29 protein-coding genes, 1 tRNA gene, 1 pseudogene and 1 riboswitch are annotated in these 25,161 nt (G+C 71.1%); of the genes and pseudogenes, 6 read left to right on the plus strand and 25 right to left on the minus strand.

Annotation, left to right across the window (positions count from 1 at the left end; all coding sequences use genetic code 11):
- From MHY30_RS12910 to MHY30_RS12990, 17 genes and pseudogenes are all read right to left on the minus strand, one after another.
- A pseudogene (locus tag MHY30_RS12910) lies at positions 1–537 on the minus strand (hypothetical protein); the annotation flags it as partial.
- A gap of 155 nt (positions 538–692) precedes the next feature.
- Positions 693–1,625, minus strand: coding sequence for a homoserine kinase (thrB, locus tag MHY30_RS12915; protein WP_239277304.1), 933 nt, complete (start codon positions 1,623–1,625; stop codon positions 693–695).
- Complete coding sequence (gene thrC, locus MHY30_RS12920) at positions 1,622–2,704, minus strand: threonine synthase (protein WP_239277305.1); 1,083 nt, start codon at positions 2,702–2,704, stop codon at positions 1,622–1,624. Before thrC ends, thrB begins: the two co-directional genes overlap by 4 nt.
- A 1-nt stretch (position 2,705) precedes the next feature.
- The gene (locus MHY30_RS12925; protein ID WP_239277306.1) at positions 2,706–4,037 is read right to left on the minus strand and encodes a homoserine dehydrogenase; all 1,332 of its coding nucleotides are present in this window, start codon (positions 4,035–4,037) and stop codon (positions 2,706–2,708) included.
- On the minus strand, positions 4,034–5,464 hold the full coding sequence (lysA, locus tag MHY30_RS12930; protein WP_239277307.1) for a diaminopimelate decarboxylase: 1,431 nt from the start codon (positions 5,462–5,464) through the stop codon (positions 4,034–4,036). The genes MHY30_RS12925 and lysA overlap by 4 nt, the downstream gene beginning before the upstream one ends.
- 161 nt (positions 5,465–5,625) lie before the next feature.
- The gene (locus MHY30_RS12935) at positions 5,626–6,396 is read right to left on the minus strand and encodes a DUF2993 domain-containing protein (RefSeq protein WP_239277308.1); all 771 of its coding nucleotides are present in this window, start codon (positions 6,394–6,396) and stop codon (positions 5,626–5,628) included.
- Between the two features lie 2 nt (positions 6,397–6,398).
- On the minus strand, positions 6,399–8,063 hold the full coding sequence (locus MHY30_RS12940) for an arginine--tRNA ligase (protein WP_239277309.1): 1,665 nt from the start codon (positions 8,061–8,063) through the stop codon (positions 6,399–6,401).
- Positions 8,064–8,103: 40 nt separating this feature from the next.
- Positions 8,104–8,910 (minus strand): transglutaminase family protein, encoded by an 807-nt coding sequence (locus tag MHY30_RS12945; protein ID WP_239277310.1) that lies wholly within the window; start codon positions 8,908–8,910, stop codon positions 8,104–8,106.
- 44 nt (positions 8,911–8,954) lie between these two features.
- Complete coding sequence (locus MHY30_RS12950) at positions 8,955–9,452, minus strand: hypothetical protein (protein WP_239277311.1); 498 nt, start codon at positions 9,450–9,452, stop codon at positions 8,955–8,957.
- Positions 9,449–10,591, minus strand: a complete 1,143-nt coding sequence (locus MHY30_RS12955) for a serine/threonine-protein kinase (RefSeq protein WP_239277312.1) — start codon at positions 10,589–10,591, stop codon at positions 9,449–9,451. Before MHY30_RS12955 ends, MHY30_RS12950 begins: the two co-directional genes overlap by 4 nt.
- A gap of 30 nt (positions 10,592–10,621) precedes the next feature.
- Positions 10,622–10,876: a DUF6458 family protein gene (locus MHY30_RS12960; RefSeq protein ID WP_239277313.1), complete on the minus strand. Its 255-nt coding sequence runs from the start codon at positions 10,874–10,876 to the stop codon at positions 10,622–10,624.
- 182 nt (positions 10,877–11,058) lie between these two features.
- Positions 11,059–11,134: transfer RNA gene (locus MHY30_RS12965), tRNA-Arg, on the minus strand.
- Positions 11,135–11,198: 64 nt separating this feature from the next.
- Positions 11,199–11,372 carry a hypothetical protein gene (locus MHY30_RS12970; RefSeq protein ID WP_239277314.1) on the minus strand — a complete coding sequence of 58 codons (174 nt, stop codon included), beginning with the start codon at positions 11,370–11,372 and terminating at the stop codon, positions 11,199–11,201.
- A gap of 86 nt (positions 11,373–11,458) precedes the next feature.
- The gene (locus tag MHY30_RS12975) at positions 11,459–11,896 is read right to left on the minus strand and encodes a hypothetical protein (RefSeq protein WP_239277315.1); all 438 of its coding nucleotides are present in this window, start codon (positions 11,894–11,896) and stop codon (positions 11,459–11,461) included.
- An 84-nt stretch (positions 11,897–11,980) separates the two neighbouring features.
- The gene (locus MHY30_RS12980; RefSeq protein ID WP_239277316.1) at positions 11,981–12,304 is read right to left on the minus strand and encodes a hypothetical protein; all 324 of its coding nucleotides are present in this window, start codon (positions 12,302–12,304) and stop codon (positions 11,981–11,983) included.
- Between the two features lie 105 nt (positions 12,305–12,409).
- Positions 12,410–12,589: a hypothetical protein gene (locus MHY30_RS12985; RefSeq protein WP_239277317.1), complete on the minus strand. Its 180-nt coding sequence runs from the start codon at positions 12,587–12,589 to the stop codon at positions 12,410–12,412.
- The gene (locus tag MHY30_RS12990; protein ID WP_308192665.1) at positions 12,586–13,140 is read right to left on the minus strand and encodes a MarR family transcriptional regulator; all 555 of its coding nucleotides are present in this window, start codon (positions 13,138–13,140) and stop codon (positions 12,586–12,588) included. Before MHY30_RS12990 ends, MHY30_RS12985 begins: the two co-directional genes overlap by 4 nt.
- 115 nt (positions 13,141–13,255) lie before the next feature.
- Between MHY30_RS12990 and MHY30_RS12995 the strand changes: the two genes are divergently transcribed.
- The 3 genes from MHY30_RS12995 (at position 13,256) to MHY30_RS13005 (ending at position 14,321) form a co-directional block, all read left to right on the plus strand.
- A complete protein-coding gene (locus tag MHY30_RS12995; protein WP_239277318.1) occupies positions 13,256–13,633 on the plus strand; it encodes a hypothetical protein in 378 nt (125 codons plus the stop codon).
- A gap of 1 nt (position 13,634) precedes the next feature.
- Positions 13,635–13,976, plus strand: coding sequence for a hypothetical protein (locus tag MHY30_RS13000; protein ID WP_239277319.1), 342 nt, complete (start codon positions 13,635–13,637; stop codon positions 13,974–13,976).
- Positions 13,977–14,162: 186 nt separating this feature from the next.
- A complete protein-coding gene (locus MHY30_RS13005; RefSeq protein ID WP_239277320.1) occupies positions 14,163–14,321 on the plus strand; it encodes a hypothetical protein in 159 nt (52 codons plus the stop codon).
- Positions 14,322–14,345: 24 nt separating this feature from the next.
- On the opposite strand, the gene MHY30_RS13010 is transcribed toward MHY30_RS13005, so the two are convergent.
- The 3 genes from MHY30_RS13010 to MHY30_RS13020 form a co-directional block, all read right to left on the minus strand.
- Positions 14,346–15,821 carry an NAD(P)/FAD-dependent oxidoreductase gene (locus MHY30_RS13010; RefSeq protein WP_239277321.1) on the minus strand — a complete coding sequence of 492 codons (1,476 nt, stop codon included), beginning with the start codon at positions 15,819–15,821 and terminating at the stop codon, positions 14,346–14,348.
- On the minus strand, positions 15,818–16,321 hold the full coding sequence (locus MHY30_RS13015; protein WP_239277322.1) for an SRPBCC family protein: 504 nt from the start codon (positions 16,319–16,321) through the stop codon (positions 15,818–15,820). The genes MHY30_RS13010 and MHY30_RS13015 overlap by 4 nt, the downstream gene beginning before the upstream one ends.
- A gap of 132 nt (positions 16,322–16,453) precedes the next feature.
- On the minus strand, positions 16,454–17,629 hold the full coding sequence (locus MHY30_RS13020; protein ID WP_239277323.1) for an ATP-binding protein: 1,176 nt from the start codon (positions 17,627–17,629) through the stop codon (positions 16,454–16,456).
- A 111-nt stretch (positions 17,630–17,740) separates the two neighbouring features.
- Between MHY30_RS13020 and MHY30_RS13025 the strand changes: the two genes are divergently transcribed.
- Entirely contained in the window at positions 17,741–18,025 is a 285-nt protein-coding gene (locus MHY30_RS13025; protein ID WP_239277324.1) for a hypothetical protein, read from the plus strand.
- A gap of 76 nt (positions 18,026–18,101) precedes the next feature.
- Here MHY30_RS13025 and MHY30_RS13030 read toward each other — a convergent pair whose 3' ends face one another.
- The 5 genes from MHY30_RS13030 to MHY30_RS13050 form a co-directional block, all read right to left on the minus strand.
- Positions 18,102–19,427, minus strand: coding sequence for a hypothetical protein (locus MHY30_RS13030; RefSeq protein ID WP_239277325.1), 1,326 nt, complete (start codon positions 19,425–19,427; stop codon positions 18,102–18,104).
- Between the two features lie 127 nt (positions 19,428–19,554).
- Entirely contained in the window at positions 19,555–19,878 is a 324-nt protein-coding gene (locus MHY30_RS13035) for a multidrug efflux SMR transporter (RefSeq protein ID WP_239277326.1), read from the minus strand.
- Positions 19,879–19,888: 10 nt separating this feature from the next.
- Positions 19,889–19,952: riboswitch (guanidine-III (ykkC-III) riboswitch) on the minus strand.
- A 78-nt stretch (positions 19,953–20,030) separates the two neighbouring features.
- A complete protein-coding gene (locus MHY30_RS13040; RefSeq protein ID WP_239277327.1) occupies positions 20,031–20,906 on the minus strand; it encodes a CPBP family intramembrane glutamic endopeptidase in 876 nt (291 codons plus the stop codon).
- Positions 20,903–21,622, minus strand: a complete 720-nt coding sequence (trmB, locus tag MHY30_RS13045) for a tRNA (guanosine(46)-N7)-methyltransferase TrmB (protein ID WP_239277328.1) — start codon at positions 21,620–21,622, stop codon at positions 20,903–20,905. The genes MHY30_RS13040 and trmB overlap by 4 nt, the downstream gene beginning before the upstream one ends.
- Before the next feature lie 74 nt (positions 21,623–21,696).
- The gene (locus MHY30_RS13050; protein ID WP_239277329.1) at positions 21,697–22,530 is read right to left on the minus strand and encodes a DUF3097 domain-containing protein; all 834 of its coding nucleotides are present in this window, start codon (positions 22,528–22,530) and stop codon (positions 21,697–21,699) included.
- 123 nt (positions 22,531–22,653) lie between these two features.
- Between MHY30_RS13050 and MHY30_RS13055 the strand changes: the two genes are divergently transcribed.
- Positions 22,654–24,693, plus strand: coding sequence for a TPM domain-containing protein (locus MHY30_RS13055; RefSeq protein ID WP_239277330.1), 2,040 nt, complete (start codon positions 22,654–22,656; stop codon positions 24,691–24,693).
- A gap of 91 nt (positions 24,694–24,784) precedes the next feature.
- The coding region (locus tag MHY30_RS13060; RefSeq protein WP_239277331.1) for a PspA/IM30 family protein at positions 24,785–25,161 on the plus strand (377 nt) is incomplete at its 3' end.

Consider the following 25,161-nt stretch of genomic DNA (forward strand, 5'->3'; position numbering starts at 1 on the left):
GGCTGAGGCCGCTCCCACGGCGGCCGGCGTGGTGTCCGCCTCGACCGTCTCGGCGGCCGCCGTGGGAGCGGCCTCAGCCGGCGTCTCGGCCGGCGCGTCGGCGGGGGTCTCGGTCGGCGCCTCGGCGGCGGGGGTGCTCTTGGCGCGGCGAGGAGCGCGCTTGCGCGGCGCGCGTGCCGGCTTGGCCGGCGGCTCTTCCGCGGCGGGCGCTTCGGTCGCCGCCTCGGCCGGGGCCGCAGCGGCCTCCTCGGCCGCGGGCTCGACAGCGGGAGTCGATTCGGCCGGGGCCTGTTCGGCGGACGCGTCCGCGGGAGTCGCGGCGTCGGCGGACTCCTCGGCGGCGGGCTGCTCGACCGCGGCCTCGGCGGGCTCGGACGTTTCGTCGGCCGCCGACTCCTCGGCGGGGGCGGCATCGCCCTCGGCGTCGACGGGCGTGTCGAACAGTGTCTGGTCGGCGGGAGCGACGGGCTGCTCCTCGGCGGGGGTGTTCGCGCCCTCGGGCGCGTCGACGGGCTGGGTCTCGGAGATGGACTCCACGAGTGCTCCTCAGAAATGAAACATGGTCAAATCGCGGGGTATCGCTGCAGAGCGCAGACGAAGACTCACACCAGCGGTTCGGGAGACTGCAGCCGAGACCGGGTTCGCGATTTGTTGCGGATTTCGCAGGTGGTGCAGAGGCTCAGATTCGCGTGCTAAGCGGAACCCTCTGCGGGCTTCACTGTACCACCCTTGACGTCGACGGCGAGCATGAGCGCCTGCCACGGGGTGTCGACCACGGTTGCGGTAAGGTCCGCGGCCGCGACGCGCTGACCCGGCCCGTCGGCGAGAACCAGCACGCTCGGTCCGGCTCCCGACACCACCGCCGCGTACCCTTCGGCCCTGAGCGTCCGCACGAGCCGGTCGGTCTCGGGCATGGCCTGGGCGCGATAGTTCTGGTGCAGCTTGTCTTCGGTCGCGGCCATCAGGAGCTCCGGGCTCTGCGTCATCGCCGCGATCAGCAGAGCAGAGCGCGAGACGTTGAACACCGCATCCTCGCGCGGTACCTGCAGCGGCTGCAGACTGCGAGCGACGGCGGTGGACATCGTGAAGCTCGGTACCAGCACGAGGGGCGAGACTCCGCGGTGCACGATGAGCTGCTTGTGCTGCGGGCCCTCGGCATCCATCCAGGCGATCGTGAGGCCGCCGAACAGGCCGGGGGCGACATTGTCGGGGTGCCCCTCCATCTCGGTCGCCAGACGCAGCAGGTCGACGTCGGAGAAGTCGACCTCGCCCTCGAGGAGCCCCTGCGCGGCCAGGATGCCGGCCACCACCGCCGCCCCCGATGACCCCATGCCGCGCCCGTGCGGGATGACGTTGTGCGCCACCAGACGCAGGCCGGGCATCTCACGCCCCACCGAGGCGTAGGCGTGCGCGATCGCGCGCACCACGAGGTGGGACGCGTCGCGGGGCACGTCGGCGGTGCCCTCACCGCTGACCTCGATCTCGAGGCGGCCAGGCTCGAGCGCCTCGACCGTTAGCTCGTCGTACACGCTCAGCGCGAGACCCAGGGTGTCGAACCCCGGACCGAGGTTGGCGCTCGTCGCCGGCACCCGGACCGCGACGCGACGCCCGAGGGCTGCGGTCACTCGGTCACCGGCTTCAGGTCGAGGACCGACGCCACCTCGGACGTGGTCGCGTCGACGACGGTCGGCTGCACCTCGGTGCCGTCGGCCTGGCGCAGCGCCCACTGCGGGTCCTTGAGGCCGTGGCCGGTGACGGTGAGCACGACCTTGGCGCCCGCGGGAATCTTGCCGGCCTCGGCACGATCCAGCAGACCCGCGACGCTGATGGCGGAGGCGGGCTCGACGAAGACCCCCACCTCGCCGGCAAGGATCTTCTGCGCCGCGAGGATGCGGTCGTCGTCGATGGCCCCGAACCAGCCGTCGGTGGCATCCCGGGCTTCGAGCGCGAGGTGCCACGATGCCGGATTCCCGATCCGGATCGCGCTGGCGATGGTCTCGGGGTTCTTCACGACCTCACCGCGCACGAGCGGGGCGGAGCCGGCGGCCTGGAAGCCGAACATGCGCGGGACGCGCGTAGAGACACCGCGATCGACCTCTTCGCGGTAGCCGCGCGAGTAGGCGGTGTAGTTGCCGGCATTGCCGACGGGGATGAAGTGGAAGTCGGGGGCGTCGCCCAGCTGCTCCACGACCTCGTACGCGGCCGTCTTCTGGCCCTCGATCCGGTCGGGGTTGACCGAGTTGACCAGGTGCACCGGGTAGTGGTCGGCCAGCTCGCGCGCGATCTCGAGGCAGTCGTCGAAGTTGCCGCGGATCTGGATGAGGCGGCCGTTGTGCGCGACGGCCTGGCTGAGCTTGCCCATCGCGATCTTGCCCTCGGGCACGAGGACCGCGGCGGTGATGCCGGCGTGGGCGGCGTACGCCGCGGCCGAAGCGGAGGTGTTGCCGGTGGAGGCGCAGATGACGGCCTTCGCGCCGTGCTCGACCGCGCGCGACAGCGCGACGGTCATGCCGCGGTCCTTGAACGAGCCGGTGGGGTTCATGCCCTCGAACTTGACGTAGACGTCGGCGCCCGTCCGCCGCGAGAGCGCGGGCGCGGGGATGAGGGGCGTGCCGCCCTCGCCGAGCGTCACGACGGTGGAGCTCTCGGTGACGCCGAGACGATCGGCGTATTCGCGGAGGACTCCGCGCCAGACGTGTGCCATGTCAGTTCCCTTCCACACGCAGTACCGAGACCACGCGCTCGACGACGCCGCTCGCGGCGAGACGCTCGACGGTCTCGCTCAGGTCTTGCTCGCGGGCCTGGTGTGTTCCGATGACCAGACGCGCCGACCCGCCCGCGGCGGGGTCGTCGGCATCCGGTTCGATGACGGTCTGCTCGACGGTCGCGATCGACACGCGTCCCTCGCTGAGGATGCCGGCGACCGTGGCGAGCACGCCCGGCTGGTCGTCGACTTCGAGCGTGATCTGGTAGCGCGTGATGACGCGACCGATCGGCACGGTCGGGAGGTTCGCGCGCGTGGACTCGCCGACTCCCACTCCCCCGGCGATGTGGCGCCGAGCCGCCGAGACGACATCGCCCAGCACCGCCGAGGCGGTCTGCACGCCGCCGGCCCCCGCGCCGTAGAACATGAGGTCGCCGGCGGCCTCGGCCTGCACGAAGACGGCATTGTTGGCGCCGTGGACGCTCGCGAGCGGGTGGGTGCGCTCCACGAGGGCGGGGTAGACGCGCACCGAGATCGATTCGCTCGGCTCGCCGTCGGCGGCGGCGAGCCGCTCGCACACCGCGAGCAGCTTGATCACGTAGCCGGCGTGGCGCGCGGACTCGATCATCGCGGCGTCGATCTGGGTGATGCCCTCGCGGTGGACGGCATCCAGCGGCACGGTCGTGTGGAAGGCGAGGCTCGCCAGGATCGCGGCCTTCTGCGCGGCGTCGTACCCCTCGACGTCGGCGGTGGGATCGGCCTCGGCGTACCCGAGGGCCTGAGCCTGGGCGAGGACGTCGGCGAAGTCGGCCCCCTCGGTGTCCATGCGGTCGAGGATGTAGTTCGTCGTGCCGTTGACGATGCCCATGATGCGCACGACGCGGTCCCCGGCGAGCGAGTCGCGCAGCGGGCGGATGATGGGAATGGCCCCCGCCGCGGCGGCCTCGTAGTAGACCTCGGCGCCCACCTGGTCGGCGGCGTCGAAGATCTCCGAGCCGTGCGTGGCCAGGAGTGCCTTGTTCGCGGTGACGACGTCGGCGCCCGAGTTGATCGCCTGCAGCACCTGCGTGCGCGCCGGCTCGATCCCGCCCATGAGCTCGATGACGATGTCGGAGCCTACGATGAGGCTTTCGGCATCCGTCGTGAAGAGCTCGCGCGGGAGATCGGCGTCGCGCTTGCCGTCGATGTTGCGGACGGCGATGCCGGCGAGTTCGAGGTTGGCCCCCGCGCGGTCGGCCAGTTCGGCGCGGTGCTTGAGCAGCAGGTCGGCGACCTGCGAGCCGACGGCACCAGCGCCCAGCAGCGCGACGCGCAGTGTGCGGTAGTCGGTCATTCGGTGTCTCCGTGGGGTGTAGCGGTCGAAGCGGATGCCGCGGCGCCGACGTCGCGGGCGAGCAGGTCGTCGATGGTCTCGCCGCGGACGATTACGCGCGCCTCACCGTCGCGCACGGCGACGACGGGCGGACGCGGGGTGTAGTTGTAGTTGCTCGCGAGTGAGAAGCAGTACGCGCCGGTCGCCGGGACGGCCAGCAGATCGCCCGGGACGACATCGGCCGGGAGGTACTCTGCGTCCACGACGATGTCTCCGGACTCGCAGTGATGGCCCACGACGCGGGAGAGAGCCGGCGTGGCCTCGCTCGTGCGCGAGACGATGCGCGCCGAGAAATCGGCGCCGTACAGCGCGGGCCGCGCGTTGTCGCTCATGCCGCCGTCGACGCTGACGTACGTGCGCTCCCGCCCCTCTCCGATCTCGACCGTCTTCACGGTGCCCACCTCGTAGAGCGTCACGCCCGCCTGGCCCACGATTACGCGGCCCGGTTCGCACGCGACATCGGGCATCGGGATGCCGCGCACGGCGCACTCGTCGGCGATGGCGTCGAGGATGCCGTCGGCGATGTCCTCGATGGGGCGCGGGTCGTCGACGGAGGTGTAGGAGATGCCGAAGCCGCCGCCGACGTTGAGAAGCGGGATGTCACCGCCCGCGAGCAGGTCGGCGTGCAGATCGACCAGGCGCGCGGCGGACTCGCGGAACCCGGAGGAGTCGAAGATCTGCGATCCGATGTGCGCGTGCAGCCCCACGAAACGCAGGCTGGACAGCTCGCGGATGCGGACCACGGCGTCGGCTGCGCCCTCGAGCGAGAACCCGAATTTCTGGTCCTCGTGCGCGGTGGCGAGGAAAGCGTGCGTCTCGGCGTGTACGCCCGTCCGCACGCGGACGAGCACGTTCTGCACGACACCGCGCCGCTCCGCGATCGCCGCGAGTCGCTCGATCTCGATCGGACTGTCGAGCACGACCGATCCGATTCCGACCTCGACCGCCCGTTCCAGCTCTCCGACGCTCTTGTTGTTGCCGTGGAAGCCGAGGCGCGAGGGGTCCGCGCCTCCGGCGAGCGCGACCTCGAGCTCGCCGCGCGTGCAGACGTCGACGGCGAGGCCCTCGTCGGTGACCCAGCGGACGACCTCGGTCGAGAGGAACGCCTTGCCGGCGTAGTACACGCGCGAGCGGACACCGTGGCGCCCGGCGGCGGACGCGAAGGCGTCGCGGGCACGGCGAGCGTGCGCGCGGACCTCGTCCTCGTCGAGCACGTACAACGGCGTGCCGAAGCGGTCGCGCAGGTCGAATACCGACACTCCCCCGATCTCCACGGAGCCGTCGTGCCGGCGACGGGCGGAGGACGGCCAGACGGGGGCGACGAGCTCGTTCGCTTCGGCCGGGGCGATGAGCCAGTCGGGCACGAGCGCGGAGTGCGAGGCGGACACGGAGGAACCAATCGGGTTTGCGGCGACGCGACGGCCGCGGATCACGGCTCCTGCCCCCGCGGGGCGTCACGCGACGGGCAGTCCTTGCAGTCTAGGGCACGGCATATGCCGCCCCCGTCCCACGCCGGAACACCGCGACACCCGGCCGATGTCCGCGTGACTCAGCCGCACGTGCCGTTCTGCTGCAGAGCGGGGTCGTTCAGCAGGCCGCCGTCGACGTCGAACGACGCCACCACGTCCTGCCCCTGCACGTTCACCGCGGAGAGCGTGAGCCCCGCGGGCAGGCGGTCGGCGATGCACAGACTCCAGGTCTGCAGCGCCCCGTCGGCGACGCCGCCGAGCTGGCCACGGAGGGTGTCGGCATCCACGCGGTTCCCGCCCAGCTCGAACGACGTGGGCGTGAGGGTCAGGTCGCCCTCGGCCGCTCCGGGCGTCGCCGAGATACCGACCGGGATGGGGATGCCGAACACCGACAGCTCCGTCGAGAGCGTCAGGTCAGGAGCGGCCACGCCCACGGTGGAGGCGGGGAAATCAGGAATCTGCGCCAGGAGCGAGCGGAGCTGATCGGGGTCGAGCCGGACGGATGCCGAGCCGCCCGCCGCGGGGGCGTCGCCGGCGACCGGAACGTCCTGCAGGTCGACGCGCACGTCGCCGGTCAGGGGGCCCAGGGCGACATCCGGGGCCGACACCGCCACCTGGGAGAGGCGCCCGGCGATCAGTTGCGGCAGCACGATGCCGGGCACCTCGACATCGACCTGCTGATCGGCGGGGAGACCCACCTGCGTGACGACGAGGGATCGCACCGTGTTCGACACCGCCGAGCGCGCGATGACCTCGGCTGCCACGAGCAGTCCCGTGATGAGGACGATGACGATCGCGATGACCGCGATGACTCGTCCGGTACGGCGGCGGGGGCGCGTGGCATCCGTCATGACTACATGCGCTCCGGTGCGCCGACGCCCAGGAGCGTCAGCCCGTTGCGCAGCACCTGACCGGTCGCGTCGTTCAGCCACAGGCGCGTGCGGTGCACCGACTCCACGGGGGCATCGCCCAGCGGGATCACGCGGCAGTTGTCGTACCAGCGGTGGTACAGGCCCGCGAGCTCCTCGAGGTAGCGCGCGACCCGGTGGGGTTCGCGCACCTCGGCGGCGTACGCGACGACGCGCGGATACTCCTGCAGGGCACCGAGGAGCGCCGACTCGGTCTCGTGCTCCAGCAGCTCGGGAGCGAACTCCGACCGGTCGACCCCCGAGTCCGCGGCGTTGCGGGCGACGTTGTGCGTGCGCGCGTGGGCGTACTGCACGTAGAACACCGGGTTGTCGTTGGTGCGCTTCTGCAGGATCTCGGGATCGAGCGTCAGCGGCGAGTCGGCGGGGTACCGCGCGAGCGAATAGCGCAGCGCGTCGGTGCCGAGCCACTCCTGCAGGTCATCGAGCTCGATGATGTTCCCCGCGCGCTTGGACAGGCGGGCGCCGTTGATCGAGACGAGCTGACCGATCAGCACCTCGATGTCCTTCTCGGGGTCGTCACCGGCCGCCCCGGCGAGGGCCTTCAAGCGGTGCACGTACCCGTGGTGGTCGGCGCCGAGGAGGTAGATCTTGTGCGCGAAGCCGCGGTCGCCCTTGTTGAGGTAGTACGCGGCGTCCGCGGCGAAGTAGGTGTACTCGCCGTTGGAGCGACGGATGACACGGTCTTTGTCGTCACCGAAGTCGGTCGTGCGCACCCAGACGGCGCCCTCGTCGTCGAAGACGTGCCCCTGTTCGCGCAGACGGTCCACGGCTTCGTCGACGAGGCTCGGCTGCCCGTCGACCCGCGCGTGGAGCGTGCGCTCGGAGAACCACACGTCGAAGTGCACGTTGAAGCGCTCGAGCGAGGCCTGGATCTCGCCGAGCTGGAAGCCGTAGGCCGATTCGGTGGCGACAGCGATCTGCTCGGACCGGTCGAGCTCTCGGATGTCCGGATGCGCGGCCGCGACCCGCTCGGCGAGGGCGGTGATGTAGGCCCCGCCGTAACCGTCGTCGGGCGTCGGCTCGCCGTGGAGGGCCGCGACGACCGAGCGACCGAAGCGCTCCATCTGCGCCCCGGCGTCGTTGATGTAGAACTCGCGCACAAGCGTGGCGCCACTGGCCAGCAGCACGCGCGCGATCGCGTCGCCCAGCGCGGCCCAGCGGGTGTGTCCGATGTGAAGCGGGCCGGTGGGGTTGGCGCTGACGAACTCGAGGTTGATCGTGTTCCCGCGCTGGGAGTCGTTCGTGCCGAACGCCGCTCCCTGCTCGACGATGGTCCGGGCGAGGGCGCCGGCGGCGGCGGCATCCAGTCGGATGTTGATGAACCCGGGACCGGCGACCTCGACGCTCGCAATGCCCTCGACGCTCTCGAGCCCCGCCGCGATCTCGGCCGCGAACTCGCGCGGGTTGGCGCCGACGATCTTCGACAGCTTCAACGCCGCGTTCGACGCCCAGTCGCCGTGATCGCGGTTCTTGGGCCGCTCCAGGGGCAGGTCAGCGGCGGTGAGCCCCGCCGAAGACCCTTCGCGTCGCGCCTCGGCGAGCGGGGCGATGACGGCGAGTAGGGCGGCGGAGAGGGCTGCGGGATCCATAACCCTGCAATTCTAGGCGAGCCGGGTGCGTCCACCCGCCTCAGACGATCTGTACCAGGGCCTCGTGGTCATCGGGCGCACCGGCATCCCCGCCGTCGTCGAGGAACGCGTCGACCCGCATCCGCTCGAGACCGACGTAGCCGCCGTGGTAGCTGAGGAAGGCGCAATCGGCGGCATCCCGACCCGTCGCGATGCGCACGAGCGAGCGCCGGTCGGACAGGCGCGTGGCGTCGATGACGTACCACGCGCCGTCCAGGTAGGCCTCCGCGACCGCATGGAAGTCCATCGGCTCGAGCCCGGGTGCGTAGCACGCGGCGTAGCGGGCGGGGACGTCCATCGCGCGAAGCAGCGCGATCACGAGGTGCGCGTAGTCGCGGCAGACGCCCTGACCGGTCATGAGGGTGGTCACCGCGCTGTCGGTGCCCATGCTCATCCCGGGCGTGTAGGTGACGCTGGATGCCACGAACGACGAGACCGCGGCGATGAGGTCGGCGCGCGCGAGCCCGCTGAACTGGCGGCGCGCCTGCGCGAACACCTCGTCGGACTGGCAGTAGCGGCTCGGACGCAGGTAGGTGATCGTCTCGAGGTCGGTGGGCGGCACGGTCGGCGCGGTACCCGAGACCACCGCCTCGTACCGCACGGAGAGGGGGCCGGGCTCGCCCGCGAGACGGTGCAGACGGCTGCCCTCCGCATCGACGATCTCGGTCGCGGTGAACGACCGGCCGTCGCGCGCGAACGTCAGTTCCTCGCTCTGGAGCGGGACGCCGCGAGCGGCGGTGATCTGGAAGACGAGGTCGACGGACGCCCCCAGATCGAGGTCGAGTTCAGCGGTCACTCGGCGCGGCACCGAGCAATCCTCGCATGGCGCGGGAGGGGTGGGACGCGCCCCGCTCATCCGTCTTTCTTGCCCTTTTCCCCGGGGCCCTTGGACTGGTCGCTCTTGCCTTTGTTGTCTTTGCCGTTGTCGGAGTTGCCGGGACCCTCGCCATCGGACTCGCCGGGCGTCTGCTGCTCCTCGTCATCGGCTCCGTCGTCGTCGACCGTGGTCGGCGCGGGCGCCTCCGGGGCAGGTTCCGGGGTGGTCTCGGTCGTCGGCTCCGGGGCGGGAACCAGCGATACCAGGTCGGCGCGGACCGCGGCGATCCGGTCGAGGATCGCCTGGGCCTCGGCGGCGGGCAGCGTTCCCGCGTCGCGCTGTGCCGTCACATCCGCCTCGAGCTGGTCGAGGGTCGCGGATGCGGCTGCGTAGTCTCCGCCCGATGCCTGCGACGCGAGGGTCTGCACGACGCCCTGCCAGGCCGTCGGCTCGGCGACGGGCGGGGTGCAGCCGGCGAGAGCGAGGCCCGCCGAGAGCACGACGGCGGTCATGGCGAAGCGACGGCGGCTCACTGCCCCACTTCCTTCCAGAGATCGTCGACGTGTTGATCCAACGGCGCCGGAAGCGGAGGGAGCCCAGGATCGGAGACCGGGGCGGGAGCGTTCAGCGCCACCGCGGCGGTCACACCGCCGCCGGCGAGCAGGACGGCGAGGACGGATGCCGCGATGATGGCACGGCGACGGGTTCCGCGGCGCGGCTCCTCCGCGACGGGGGCCAGCACGCGCGTGCGCGTGACCGGGTCGGGCGCCGGCCCGTCGACGAGTGCCGTCGCACCGAGAGGAGTGGGCGGTACGGGTGCGCTCGGCAGCGCACGGAACTCGGCACCGAGCGCCGTGGCATCCGGTCGCTCCGCCGGATCGATCGCGGTCATGCGCGTGAGGAGCACCCGCCACGGCTGCGGAACGGTCTCGGGGATCTCCGGCGGTGACACGAGCCGGGCCGCGAGGGCTTCGTGCGGGGTGCGGCCCGCGAACGCACGACGCCCCGTGAGAGCTTCGAGCAGCACCAGACCCAGGGCGTACACGTCACTGGCCGGGGCTGCGGGCATCCCCCGCGCCTGCTCGGGACTGAGATAGGCCGCGGTGCCCACGACGGTGTCGGCGCGCGTCACGCGGGTCGCGCCCACGAGCGCGGCGATTCCGAAATCGGCCAGGGTCGCCCGCGCCCGCTCACCCGTGTGCGCCGGCGGGCGCAGCAGGATGTTCGACGGCTTCACGTCACGGTGCACGATGCCCCGCGCGTGGACGACGGACAGCGCCTCGGCGATCTCGCGACCGTATCGCGCGGCGTCGGCGGAGGGGACGGGCCCGCGCGCGATGAGGTCGGTGAGCGTCGGGCCCGCGATGAGCTCCATTGCGAGATAGGTCGGCGCGGAAGCCAGGCGCGCGTCGTAGAGCGTGACGAGCGAGGGATGCGACAGGGAGGCGAGCAACCGGATCTCCGATCGCACGCGTGCAGCATCGGAGGGATCTGCGCCGTCTCCGCTGATGATCTTGAGGGCTACCGTCCGGCCGAGGGATGTGTCGACCGCTTCGTAGACGCGGGCGTACCCGCCCTCGCCGAGAAGCCGTCCCAGACGGTAGCGCCCGTCGAAGAGATCGGCGGTCGAGCCGTCGAACGGCTGGGTCGTATCGGTGTCGGTATCAGTCATGCGCCTGGGGGGCCGAGCGCCCCCGGGGTGTCAGACGAGGTCGTCGCCGGACGACCGCGTGGTCGATCGGGTGACGCGCGCGTCGCCCACGCCCTCGGTGCGCGTGACCGTGTCGGTCTGCCGACGGCGAACCATCAAGACCAGCCCAATGATGAAGACGATCGCGCCCGCGCCCATCATGATGTAGCCGATGGTCGTCAGGTCCACGTAATTGTTCGGCAGATCGACGGCGAAGGCGAGGATGGCGCCGATGACGATCAGCGCGATTCCGGCTCCGATGCTCATGACAGTCCTTTCGGGAGGGCCAGACCCTTTCGGGAGGGTCAGGCCAGGATGACACTCGCCTGAGAATTCACGCCGGGTCTTGACAATGGCGGCGGGCTAGCGTTCCTTGCGGGGGCGGGTTCGTCCGCCGCAGGCCCGAGCGCGAAGGCCCGGCCTCGCGAACGAGAGACCGGGCCTTCGAGTGGTGCCCCCGACAGGAATCGAACCTGCGACCTTTGGTACCGGAAACCAACGCTCTATCCCCTGAGCTACGGAGGCGGACCGCTCAAGGTTAGCACCGCGTCGCGGCCCCGCCCGACCCGGGCGGGTCGAGCGCAAAGCCTCACTCCTCGCCGATGACCCCGATGCCCGTGGCCTGGTGGTCGGCGTTCGGGTCGTCGCCCGAGGGAGCCTTGGACTGTTCGTCGACGTCGTTCGTCTGGCTGGGCGCGACCGTCTGGTCGTCGCCCAGATCAGCCGCGTCGTCGGCGGGGGCGTTGTTCTGCGGATCGCTCATGGGTCATCCCTTCGTTGGCCGATGCGGCCAGCCTTGCAGGACGACATCGAGGGACGCAGAGGCTTGACCTGCGGCCGGATGCCCGCTCAGCGACGACCGACCCGCCGACGCAGGCGGTCCCCGAGCGGCCGGGTGAGGGTGAAGGTGCGCCCGAGCGCCGTGACGATCAACCGGTCGCCCTGGACGACGGCCCCGTCCCGCACGTAGGCGGCTGCCGCCTCGACGAAGGTCGTCAGCAGCATCGCGGCCTCCTCGCGGCTGGACGTCGTGTCGTCGAGGCGGACGCGATGCCCCGTGTCCACCCGGACCGAGAACCAGCGGGTGCCGGGGGTGGAGACGATCGCCCACCGTTCGCGCGAGGACAGCCGGACGACGGCGTCGCCGTCGGACACCCCGGTCTCGGGCGAAAGGTCGGCGTACCCGGGAACGATCCGTTCGAGCGTGCCCAACGCTTCGCTCGCCGTGACGAAGTCCGCACGTCCCGCGCTCAGGCCGCCCCATTCGAATCTGCGGTCGGGGGTCATGGCATCCGGGACGCCGGTGTGGTCAGCGACATGAGGCGAGCGTAACGCGCGACGGAGGGCGGACGCCCGCGGACGCCGCGGGCGTCAGGCCTGGGTGGGCTGATCGAAATCCCAGTCGTCGGGTTCGTCGGCGCCTTCGAACGCCGGCTCGACGATGCGCAGGGCCGACCGCGGGTACAGCCGGTGATTGCGCAGGTCCTCGGACGCGCGGGAGAAGTTCGGCTCCTCCCCCGTCCACTCGACGGGCGCGGAAAGAACATCGTTGCCCACGCCGATGACGAGCTCGGCCTGCGCCACCTTCTTGTCCTCCGTGACGATCGGGATGCTGACGGCCTCGGCCTGACCCTCCTTGGCCACCGCGGCGGTCAGTTCCACCAAGGACGCCGCAACGTCGTCGGTCGTGATCACGGTTTCTCCGGCGTACGTCACACATCTCATGCACCCCAGCGTGATGCCCCGCCCGCTGTCGGAGGGGGCGGGTTGCACCGCCGTCGGTCGTGGGATAGGGGTGCGTCAGTCGCGGTGCTGGCGCGAACGGAACATCGTCGCGTCGAGCTCGAACCACACCGCACGAACGGTGTCGAATTCGCCGAACCGCTGGGGCGCGGGCTCGTCCAGATCCAGGCGGTAGCCCCGGGGAAGGTCGTCCACATGCTGTCCGTCGCGCGGGCCGCCGACCAGCACGTAGATCACGGCGACGTCGACGAGGCAGCGTCGACGGCGACGCCGTCGACCGCTTCGCTCATGCGGTGGAGGAAGCTCACCACCACGGCGGACTCGTCCGGCGACATGTCGATGACCGCGGCCAGCATGCGGTCGTGCATGTTCCCGAGCGTCTCGCGCACCTCGGCGTGAGCACGATCAGTGGCCTGGACGAAGATGCTGCGCCGGTCGTCGGGATTGGCCGCACGTGTGATGTGGCCCGATCGTTCCAGCCGGTCGAGGATCGCCGTCGTGGATGCCGTCGAGAGGCCGAGGTAACGCGTGAGCTCGCCGGGCCGCACCCGCCGGTCCGGTTCGCGGAGCAGGTAACGCAGGACGAGCAGCTCGTTCTCACCCATCGACATCGATTCCCGCGTCCGGCGACGCATGGCGAGCTCGGCCGCCCGGTACACGCGCAGCGCTTCAAGGACCGCCTTGCTCCTCACCCGGCGGTCGGCGGGTTCGTCGCCGTACCAATAGGTGCCCGAGTCACGATCTCCGCCAGGAGAGAGGCTCTGCGACACCGCACGCATGTTCGTCATGGTGTTCGCCCCTTGCTGTCGATCCCCAGAGCGTACCTCAGAAAGAATAGTTCGACAAACTAGTTACTAAGCGAGTATGTTCATCATGCAGTTAAACCAACGAAAGGAGTTCCCCATGGGCAACCTCTACTACGGCACTTCGCCGGAGCCCATCCGCATCCCGGACCGTCTCCTCTCGCACTTGAAGGTCGTCATCGCGACCAAGCTCCGCCGCAGCGAGAGCTTCACGCTCAGCTGGACACATGTCGACGGCGCGCCCGGACGATCGACGGTGTGGCTTCAGCCCTCGATCCCCCTGCGCTTCGTCTTCGACAGCGCCGAGCCCGAGCAGCTGGACTCGCAGACCCTGAAGAACATGGCGGACATGGCGAACTCCTCCGCGGGCCTGGTCGTGGCGTTCGACGTCGACATCCCGGCCGCTGCGCCCGCCACGGCTCCCGCGACGCGGGCGTCCGTGCCTGCTCGCCGCGTCCCGATGCGGACGGCGGCCTGACATGACCAATACGACCGTGGCATCCGTCACCCCCCTGACGTCCGCGCGCGTGATGTGGGCGAAGGTCGACTCCGGCTTCTGGGTCGCCCACCGTGGCGGTGAGTACTTCGGCTGCGTCGACCGTGTCGCCGGGGGCTTCGTTGCTCGCGACGCGCACGGTGTCCCGATCGGGCGGTACGACGAGCTCGACGCGGCGAAGTCGTCGCTGCGCTCGACCACCCACCCCGCGAACACCGCCCGCCGTCGACGCACCGAACGTGCCTCCGTCGTCCTGGCGACCGCGGCCGGGAGCACCGCTCTCGTGTTCGCCTTGACCGCCGGCGCGCTCGCGCCCTACCTGTGAACCCGGCTGCTTTCGACCTCCGCGACGAGGCCGACGACATGGAAGACGCCGCGCGAGCGGATTTCACCGCACGCTACGGCGTCTCCCCTCTCTGACCGCATCGACCGCCAGACCCTGGACACCGGTCGCGGGATGTGGCACCGTCGCCCCGTCGCCGGGTTTCCGGCGCGCGAACAGGGGAGTCTCATGACCGACAACACCGCATCCGGCCGCCCGGACGACGCCGCCCCCGACGCCGACGGCAACGGCGCGGGTTCCGAATCCCCCGAAGAGGGCGCGGCCGCGCAGCGCGATGCCGACGAGGCCGCCGACACGGATGCCTCGCCCGCGGGCGAGATCAGCTGAACCCGTCCGCGCAGCCCCCGGCGATCAGACCGACGCGATCTGATCGTCTCGGGGGGCGAGGTCCGGACGCAGACGCGTCCCGAACTCGTGGCGCAGTGCGCTGAGGGCCGCCTGCCAGCCCGCGAGTCCGTGAACCCCCGGGCCCGGGCTGGTCGACGAGGAGCAGAGATAGATCCCCGGCATCGGCGTTCGCCACGGATCGGGGCTGTACACCGGTCGGCCGACCAGCTGCGGCAGTGATGGCGCACCGGCCGAGATGTCCCCGCCCGGGAAGTTCGGGTTCCACGTCGCGACGTCGACCGCTGTCCGAGACGACGAGGCGAGCACCGTGTCACGGAATCCCGGCGCGAACCGCTCGATCTGCGCCACCACGGCCTCTTCGCGATCGGCTGCGCTTCCCGCCGGCACGTGGGTGTACGCCCAGAGCACATGACGCCCCTCGGGCGCTCGGGTGGTGTCGAACAGCGACGGCTGTGCCGCCAGCACGTACGGTGCATCCGGGTGGCCCCCGCGCAGAACGGCGTTCTCTGCGGCGGCGATCTCGGCGCGCGTGCCCCCGAGATGGACGGTCCCCGCCAGCGCGACATCCGGGTCGGCCCACGGCACGGGGTCGGAGAGAGCGAAGTCGACCTTGGCCACTCCACCTCCGTAGCGGAACCGCTCCATCGCGCGGCGGTAGGCCCACGGCATCCGATCCCCCGCCAAGCGGACGAGCGCGCGCGGGGTGACGTCCAGGAGCACCGCGCGCGCCGGCGGCAGCTGACGGAGGTCGGCGACGTCGACGCCGGTGTGCACCGCGCCGCCGTGCGCGCGGAAGTCCGAGATCATCGCGTCGGCGATGGACTGGCTCCCCCCGACGGGGATCGGCCATCCGCGCCCGTGCGCGTACGTCGCGAGCACGAGCCCCGCTCCCCCGGCCGCCAGGCTCGGCTGCGGCAGGATCGAATGCGCGGACACGCCGGTGATCATCGCGGGGGCGACGTCCTCGCGGAAGCGCGCATTCCACCAGGGACCGCCCTGCTCGAGAGAACGGATGCCGAAGAAGACGGCCGCGAGCGGGTCGCCCGGGATGCGCAACAGGGCGTTGCCCGTGAAGTCGGCGACCCCCCGCAGATGCGCCACGAGCGGCGCGAGCAGACGCGCGTAGGCGGCGCCGTCGCGCCCGAGGGCGTCCGCCGTGCGATGCAGGTCGCGGTAGGCCAGGCCCGCCCGCGCCCCGTCGAGCGGGTGGGCGAACGAGACCTCGGGAACGACGAACCGCACGCGGCGTTCGAGCCCGAACTCGCGGAAGAACCACGACTGCAGCGCGAGAGGATGCACCGCCGAGCCGAGATCGTGCCGGAACCCGGGAAGAGTCACCTCGCCCGTCGAGGCCGCACCGCCGAGCGTGTTCTGCCGTTCGTACAGCGCGACCGACAGTCCCGCCCGAGCGAGGGTGACCGCCGCCGCCAGGCCGTTCGGGCCCGACCCCACGATGATCGCGTCGTAGCTCTCGCTCATCGCTGAATCGGCTCCTTCTCGGCGCTCGAGGCCCGCCCGATCGCGGAAGCCCCGCCCTTCGTGCCCGGCGCCCCGCCTTCGGCGAGGTAGGCCAGGCGGTGCAGTGTCTCAGCGTTGCGCCACCGCGTGATCGCGTCGAACACGACATCGGGCAGCAGCTTGGTGGGTCCCGTCACCGGTTCCTCCTGCAGCCGCACGACGCACTCGTCGCCGCGAGCCTTGACGTCGATCGACACCCGGGCGATCCCGATCGGTCCCCCGTGCGGTTCCAGGACCGCGCGATACGGCGGCTCCCACACGCGCATCACGGTGGTGTCGTTGACGAGCAGCGGCCACGATCCGAACGAGTGGTGCAGCTCGGCGCCCTCGCGCGGCCAGGCATCCGAGACATCGCGCATACGCGACGCGCCCACCACCCACAGGGGGTACAGCCACCCGTTCGCCAGGACACGGAAGACGTCATCGGGTCTGCAGTGCAGCTGCCGCACGTTGCGAGCCATCGGGGCCACCTCCTCGTCCGTCGTCGGGAGGCATGTCGACGACCCAGACTCCCGACCGGATGGCTCCACGCTACGGGGCGGCGGCCGAGCCGGTCACGGTGGTTGCGCGGCGCGATCGCGACCGTTAGGCCCTCACGCGGCCCTGGGGAGCACGACCCACGCGCGCGTCCCCCCGGCGGGCGATTCGTCCAGGCCGATATGGCCGCCGTGGGCGAGCGCGATCCGGCGACAGGTCGCCAGGCCGATCCCGAGCCCCTGCACCTCGGCGTCGTGCCCGCGCTGCATCGGCTCGAACATGCGGTCGCGCAGGGCCGGCTCGACGGCGTCGCCGTTGTCGTCGACCGTGAGGCGCCAGCCGTCGGGGAGTTGCTCGACACTCACCAGAACGCGCGGCACCCGCCCTGCAGCCACCGTGAACTTCACCGCGTTGGCGATGAGGTTCTGCAGGAGCACGCGCAGCAGGGTGTCATCCGCCCGAACGAACATCGACGCATCCACGACGATCTCGGCCCCGGTCTCGACCACGGCGCCGTCCAGATCCTCGAGCACCGCATCGACGATCTCACCGACGTCCACTCGCGTGAAGTGCGGACGCGCTCCGCCCATTCGCGCGAAGTCGAGAAGATCCGTGACCATCGCGCTCATGCGCGCCGCCGCCGACTCCGCGCGTTCGAGGGAGCGGGCCGCGCGCGGCGCGTCGACCATCTCCGGACTGTCGGCGGCGAGCTCGAGGAACCCCGAGAGAGCGGTGAGGGGATTGCGCAGGTCGTGACTCACCTGCGTCGCGAACTGCTCGAGCTGAGCGTTCGACTCGGCCAGGTCACGCGTCAGTCGCCGCAGCTCGAGCACGTCGATGACCTGGTGGGCGAGGAGATCGAGCGCGCGAGCGCTGGCATCCGTGAGCTCTCCCACCTGATCGTCGAAGACGCAGAGGGTTCCGATCGCCACGCCCGCCGGGGTGATCAGAGGGCTGGAGGCGTAGAAGCGGACCGAGGCGATGACGCCGGTCACGAACGGGTTGTCCTGGAAGCGGACGTCCTCACGCGCGTCGGGGACGACCACACGGCGCGGATCGACGAGGACCGCCGCACACATCGAATCCTCGATCGAACAGGACGCGGCCTGCACCCCCACGGCGGCGACCTGGTGCTGCGCGCGGTCGTCGATGATGTTGATCACCGCGGTCGAGACGCCGCACACGGTCGAGGCCAACTCCACCAGACCCTGCAGGTCGGGCTCGGGCAGACCCCCGACGATCCGGTACTGGTCGACGGCCTCACGGCGTGTGACCTCGTGCGCTGTGGACACGGCACCCCCTCGCGATCAATCCCGGTCGAGCCTAGCGGCCCGGATACACCGTGTGGCCGTCGATCGGTAGACCCTCCCCCGCTCATCGCGCAGAGGACGAGGGTGGATGCCATGAGCTCACCGAACCCAGGACCCCTCGACCCTCCCACCACGCCCGACGCGCCCAGTGTGCCCGGCATCCCCTCCTCGCCCGGCGAGCCCTCGCCGGCGACGCCCGCGGAGCCGCTCGCCCCGACCCCCGACGAGCCGACCGTTCCCACTCCGCCCGAGCCGGCGACCGAGCCCGCGGGCGCGCAAGCCGCGGACGACGCCGTGGGCACCGCGCAGCCCGACGCCGACAACGCCGTGGAAGAAGATATGGTCGACGCGATCGATCCGGGCGGCAGCCCCGACTGACCATCGCGGGTACGACCGAGGGGCGAGCACGTATCGTGCTCGCCCCTCGCGTGTCGTGCCGCGTCCGCCTCGGCGCTCAGGGATTACCGCGGGTCCACAGGAGCAGGATCGCAACGGCCTGCAGAACGACGCACCCGATCAGGATCGCCGCGCGCCGGCGAGGCGTCGACGACCACCGGTCGTCGGCCATGAGGGGTGCCATCGGCATGAGCAGGCGGAACGTGCTCTGCTGCGGCAGGAAGACGGCGAAGATGTACAGCCCGTAGCTGAAGACGTAGGCGACCACCATGAGGCCCAGGCGGCGCACCGGGCGCGACCACAGCAGCGCGGCGAACGCGACGACGAGGGCGATGACGAGGATGATCCCGACGATGCCCAAGTGCGTGCCCGCCTGCCGGAACCAGGGCGTGAACGGCGTGAACTCATCGTTGCCGACGTAGTCCAGCCACCACCCCAGCTCGGTCCGGATGTAGGCGTTGTGTGTGCCGGTCGCGAACTGCGCGATGTGGTTCCACGACAGACCCGCGACGGCGATCGTGAGGCCCGTCGCCATGAGCGAAGCCCACTCCCGCACGGGGAAAGGATCGACCCGACGTCGGAAGAACCGCACGAGGAACACGATGCCCAGCGCCAGGCCCAGGGCGAGCACGCCGGGACGCGTGTAGGCGGCGACGAGTCCGATGGGCAGGATCCAGAGGTACCTGCGCTTGATGGCCAAGAGCATGCCGCTGAACAGCAGCAGCATGAACAGGCCTTCGCTGTAACCGATGACGAAGAGGAACGACATCGGCGCGAACGAGAAGAACACCACGGCCCACCACGCCGACCGGGGGGTCGTCACCGTCCGCAGCAGACGGAACAGCACCCAGGTCGCGCCGAGACTGGCGGCCAGACTGATGAGCACGGCGACCGGCTGCCAGCCCAGACCCGTCGCGCCCGACAGCGTGCGCACGAGGAACGGGAAGACCGGGAGGAACGCCCAGTTGTTGGGGAGGATGTCGCCGGAGACGTTCATCGGCAGCGACAGCGGGTAGCCCTGCGCCGCGATCTGTCCGTACCGGTCGGCATCCCAGCCGGTGAGGTAGTCGAAGAACGTGCCCAGGCGCTCGCCGTCGGGCCCGAAGCCCCAGCGTGCCGCCTTGGCGATCGAGTAGAACCCCCACAGGAGACCGAAATTCAGCACGCGCGCCATGGCCCACAGGACCAGCACTCGTGCGAACGCGCCGCGCTCGATGGGCTCGACGCCCTGGGGGGCGCGCAGGACGTCGTGTCCGTACTGGCGCAGTGCCCGTCCAAGGCGCGAATCGAGCAGGCGGCGGCCCCGGTCGCGCAGCGGCGCGAGACGATCGTCGGTGGGAGCCGGCCGTACCGTGGTGACCAGCTCGCTCGGCGGTGCGCTCACTCGGAACCTTTCAACAGGGAGAAGTGGGCTGCTGACGACGGTGTCCGGCCCGGACAAGTGCATTCGGCCAGATCGTACCGGATCGATGCAACCCGTCTTCCCGGTTGACATTCAGGAAATGCCCTGATCAGTGGGCGTCGCCCACGATCTTGAGCCCCACCACACAGCCCACCAGGCCGAGGATCAGAAGGATCTTCACCACGGAAACCGACTCCGCTCCCCCGATCATCGCGATGACGACCGTGAGGGCGGCACCGATGCCGACCCACACCGCGTAGGCCGTGCCGGTGGGGATCTCGCGCATGGCCCAGGCCAACCCGCCCATACTCAACACGAGCGCGACGGCGAAGACGACGCTGGGCCAGAGCTTCGTGAAGCCCTCGGACCTCCCGAGGGCGGTGGCCCACACCGCTTCCAGCACGCCGGACAGAGCCAGAATGATCCACGACATGACGGGTCTCCTTGGCCAGTCTTGTCGCTGTCCGGGTACTGATCCGTCGTCCGGTGGTGCGGGTCGCACGCGCCTCCAATGCTAGCGAGCGCCCCTGAGCATCGCCCGTGCACGGCATCGACCATCGTCGGCGGAGACCGCCGGCCGCGGGGTCACACGAGGAAGATCGACACCAGACCGGGGTTGTGCGCGTGGACCAGGACGCCGAAGACGACCGCGTCGAAGAGCAGGTGCACGGTCACGACGTACCAGAGCGACCGGGTGCGCAGGAACAGGAAGCCCTGGACGAGCGCGAACGGGATCGTCAGCACCGGCCCCCACGCCTGATACCCCAGCTCCCACAGGAATGACACGAAGACCACGGCCTGCAGCACGTTCGCGCTCAGGTCGGGGAAATGGCGACGCAACAGCGCGAACACGGTGCACACGAAGAACAGCTCGTCCCAGATGCCGACCGCGCCCACGCCGACGAACAGGCGGGCGATCAGCTCGGGGGTGTCGACGACGGGCCAGTTCGTGTACACGCCCGACGTGATGAAGTAGTACGGCAGGATCAGCCACCCGAGCACGATGACGCCGACCAGCCACGCCCACTGCCACCACGTCCACCGGCCGCCCCCGCGCCACGGGAAACGGATCGCCCGGTCGCGGAACACGAAGCGCGACAGGACGTACGGCAGCACGACGGCCCCGCCGAGCGCGAGGGTGAAGCGCACGAACGCCGCGTTGTCCAGCTCGGCCTTGAGCGGGATGAGGCTCACGACGAACTGCCCCAGGGCGATGAGGAACACGTCCCGGGCGATGCTCGGCGCCGGGACCGCCACGCCCCGCGCGGGAACGATCGGGGTTCCCGCGATCCGATCGACCATGACCGCGGATGCCACGGCGAGCGCCAGCACGATCCAGCCGAGCCACACGATCTGCGCGACGAACAGCACCGGGGCGGCAAGACACACCAGCACCGCCGGAACGAGTCGGGGCGTCCAGGTGCGTCGGACGCTCTCGGGGACGGTGGCGTGAACGCTCATGGCGCGAGGCGGGTGTAGGTGAGGTCGCGGATGTCGCGCCCGACGCGGATGCCTTTGCGCTCGAATGCGGTCAGGACACGGCCTTCGAATCGCTCGGCCCACTCCCCCGGGAACGCTCGCTCGAAGTCCGACGCCTCATCGAGCACGGCGCGCATCTGATCGGCGTAGTCCTGCCAGTCGGTGGCGAGCCGCAGGGTTCCTCCGGGCCGGAGCGCCTGCGCCGCGATGCGCGCGAACTCGGGGGCGACGAGGCGGCGCTTGGTGTGCTTCTTCTTGTGCCACGGGTCGGGGAAGAACACCCACAGCTCGTCGACGGATGCCGCGGGCAGCAGGTGCTCGAGCACCTCGGGGGCGTTGGCCTCCACCAGACGCAGGTTGCGGGCGCCGACGCGGTCGGCATCCAGCATCGTCCGGGCCAACCCCGCGGAGAACACCTCGACGGCGAGGAAGTCCGTGTCGGGGCGGGCGGACGCGGCGGCGACGATCTGGTGCCCCTGGCCCGATCCGATCTCGACGATCAACGGCGCGCGACGCCCGTAGACCTGTACCGGATCGATGCGCGACCCCGGGCGGACGCTGGTGGCGGCGGCGCCCCGCTCGACCGGAAGGAGATACGTCGGCGAGAGCTCGGCCCACGCGCGGTCCTGCGCCTCCGACATGCGGCCGCTGCGCCGGACGAACGACACCGGACGGTCGCGGTACACGGGGGCTTCCATGGCATCCAGGGTAGGCGAGGTCCCTTCGGCCTCGCCTAGAGCGTCGCGCGACTGCTCGCGCGGCTTCCGCCCGCTCACGGGACGGTCACGAAGTCGATGAGTTCCTCGACACGGCCGAGCAGGGCCGGCTCGAGATCGCGGAAGGTGGTCACGCGCGACAGGATGTGCTGCCACGCGCGGGCGAGATCGGCCTGCTCTTCCGCGGGCCAGCCGAGCGCGCGACACACACCGGCCTTCCACTCGATGCCCCGCGGCACCTCGGGCCATGCGGCGATGCCCACGGCGCGCGGTGTCACGCACTGCCACACGTCGACGAAGGGGTGCCCGACGATGCGCACGTGCGCGCCGTGGCGTCCTCGTGCGATCTTCTCGGCGATGCGCGATTCCTTGGAGTTCGGCACGAGGTGGTCCACGAGCACGCCGTAGCGACGTTCGGCGGTGGGGGGCTCGGCATCCAGGGTCTGTTCGAGCAGGTCGACGCCTTCGAGGAACTCCACGACGACTCCCTCGGCGCGAAGGTCGGCTCCCCAGACCTTCTCGACGAGCTCCGCGTCGTGCTTGCCCTCCACGAAGATGCGACTGGCGCGCGCCGTGCGCGCGCGCTGGTCGGGTGCCGCGAACGAACCCGAAGCGGTGCGTGTCCGTCCTTTCGGCGCAGCCGCGGGCGCGACGAGGACGATCGGCTCCCCGTCGACGAGGAACCCGCCGCCCAGCGGGAAGACGCGCCGCTTGCCGACCCGGTCCTCCAGTTCGACGTGCATACCGTCGACGCGCGTGACGGCTCCGCAGAAGCCGTCGCCGGCGACCTCCACGACGAGGTCGGCGGATGCCGGCACCTGCGCGGCCTTCTTCCGTCCGGCCTCGCGCCACCCGCGCGCCAGCACGTCCGTGCCGTAGCGATCGTCCATGGGAGCACCTCCGAACGCCCGAGCCTATGCGGCCGACGCGTGCGCTCAGGGCGGACGCGCCGATCCTTCCCGGGTGTCCGGGGGGCTTTATAGAGTGGGGGCCTCAGCGCCGAAGGGGGATGCATGCGAAAGCCGAAGACGCGCGCGATCATGGCGGGTCTCGTGGTCGCGGCGGTGTCCGTCCTCGGTATGCCTCTCGCGGCATCCGCTGTTCCGCCCCCGCCGCTGGGGTCGGGCTACGTCCTCGACAGCGCCGACGTCCTGAGCTCCGCGGAAGAGGCCGAGGTGCAGGCGCGGATGACGCGGCTGGCCGAGCGAACGGGGCTCGATCTGTGGGTCGTCTACGTCGACGAGTTCACGCAGCCCGCGGCCGCCGAGGACTGGGCCAACGAGACGGCCAACCTCAACAACCTGGGACCCCATCAGTACGTGCTCGCGGTTGCCGTGGACGCGCGTGCGTTCTACCTCTCCGGAGACGTCGATGACGGGGCGCTGTCCGCAGCGCAACTGACCGCCATCGAACAGGACCGCGTCCAACCCCAGCTCGCCGCGGGCGACTACGCCGCCGCCGCCGACGCCGCGGCCGCCGGCATCGAGAGCGCCGCCCAGGATGCCGAGCCGACGCCGCCCCAGCCGGCGGGCAGCGGACCGGATGTCGCGCTCATCGCTCTCGTGGTGTTCCTCGTGCTCGCCCTGGGCGGGGGCCTGGTGTGGTTGTGGCTGCGACGTCGCGCTCGGACGCGCGCCACCGCCGCGACCGCCGCCGAGAACCTCGACGATCTCGCACGTCAGGCGGGCTCTGCGCTGGTGGCCACCGACGACGCGATCAAGACGAGCGAGCAGGAGCTCGGGTTCGCACGCGCCCAGTTCGGGGAGGCTGCCGCCGCCCCGTTCGCCGAAGTGCTCGCCCAGGCGAAGAACGACCTCGACCGGGCGTTCACGATCTCGCAGCAGCTCGACGACGACGTGCCCGAGACCGACGATCAGCGCCGGGCGGGATACATCGAGATCCTGCGGCTGTGCGCGTCTGCGGATGAAGCCCTGGATGCCAAGGCGGCCGCGTTCGACGAGCTCCGGGCGGTCGAGTCCGACGCGCCGGGGGCCCTCGCCCGCGCACGACAACGACACGCTGCGGTCGAGGCCGCACTGGAGGGGGCGTCGCGCGACGCGGACGCACTGCGGCAGCGCTACGCCGACGATGCGCTCGCGACGATCGCCGACAATCCCGCGCAGGCCCGCGCGCGGCTGGACCTGGCGACGGAGCAGTTCGCCGCCGCCGAGTCGGCGATCACGGCGGGCGAGACCGGCGAGGCCGCCGTGGCGATCCGCGCCGGCGAGAGCGCGGTCGCGCAGGCGGAGGGCCTGGAGAGGGCGATCGCGTCGCTGACCGCCGACCTGGCCACCTCGGAGCAGCGTGCCGCCGCGCTCGTCGCCGAGATCGAGGGCGACCTCGCTGCGGCGGCCGCGCTGCCCGATCCGGACGGCCGCGTCGCGGGTGCGGTGGCGTCCGCGCGAGCGCACCTCGACTCCGGGCGTGCGGCACTGACACCGCCGCGGACCTCACCCCTGCGCGCTCTGGCCGCGCTCGAACAGGGCAACACCGCGATCGACACGGTTCTGCGCGAAGCACAGGACGAAGCGGAGCGACGCCGGCGAGCCGAGGCGCAGCTCGACACCGTGCTCGTTCAGGCGCGCGCGCAGGTGTCGGCGACGGAGGAATTCATCTCCGCGCGCCGAGGCGCCATCGGCCCCACCGCGCGGACGCGACTGGCCGAGGCGGGAGCTGCGCTCGTGCAGGCGGAGCAGCTGCGCGCGGTCGACCCCGCGTCCGCCCTCACGTCCGCGCAGCGCGCCGCCGACCTCGCCGGGCACGCGGCGTCGCTCGCCCAGAACGACGTGGGAGCCTTCGGCGCGAGCCGCGGCGGCGGCGGGGGCGACATGATGGGCGCCATCCTCGGCGGCATCGCCGTCAATGCTCTCCTCGGCGGCGGCTCCCGCTCGCGCGGCGGCTTCGGCGGCGGCGGGCTCGGGGGCATGCTCGGCGGCCTGAGCGCCGGCGGCTCGCCACGATCGGGAGGTTTCCGCTCCGGGGGTTCTCGCGCCCGCTCCGGCGGCTCCTCGTTCGGCGGGTCGCGCGGACGCCGGGGAGGGGGCCGCTTCTGACGCTCCTCGTCCGGTCCGCTCGGGCCGTCACAGAAAATTCGTAGCAATCGGCACCAGACTCGACATCGTCGCCTCAGGAAGGAAATCCCGCATGGCCAAGCAGTCCATCTTCGGTCGGATCTCGACCCTCGTCCGCGCGAACATCAATGCGCTCCTCGACCAGGCCGAGGACCCGCAGAAGATGCTCGATCAGCTCGTTCGCGACTACTCCAACTCGATCGCCGACGCCGAGTCGGCCATCGCCGAGACCATCGGCAACCTGCGCCTGCTCGAGCGCGACCACCAGGAAGACGTCCAGGCCGCGGCGGAGTGGGGCAACAAGGCCCTCGCCGCCAGCCGCAAGGGCGACGAGCTGCGTGCCGCGGGCAACGTCGGCGAGGCCGACAAGTTCGACAACCTCGCCAAGATCGCCCTGCAGCGCCAGATCACGGCAGAGAGCGAAGCCAAGGCGGCCGAGCTCGCTCGTGG

This window comes from Microbacterium sp. ACRRU, assembly GCF_022346945.1.
GTDB lineage: Bacteria > Actinomycetota > Actinomycetes > Actinomycetales > Microbacteriaceae > Microbacterium > Microbacterium mcarthurae.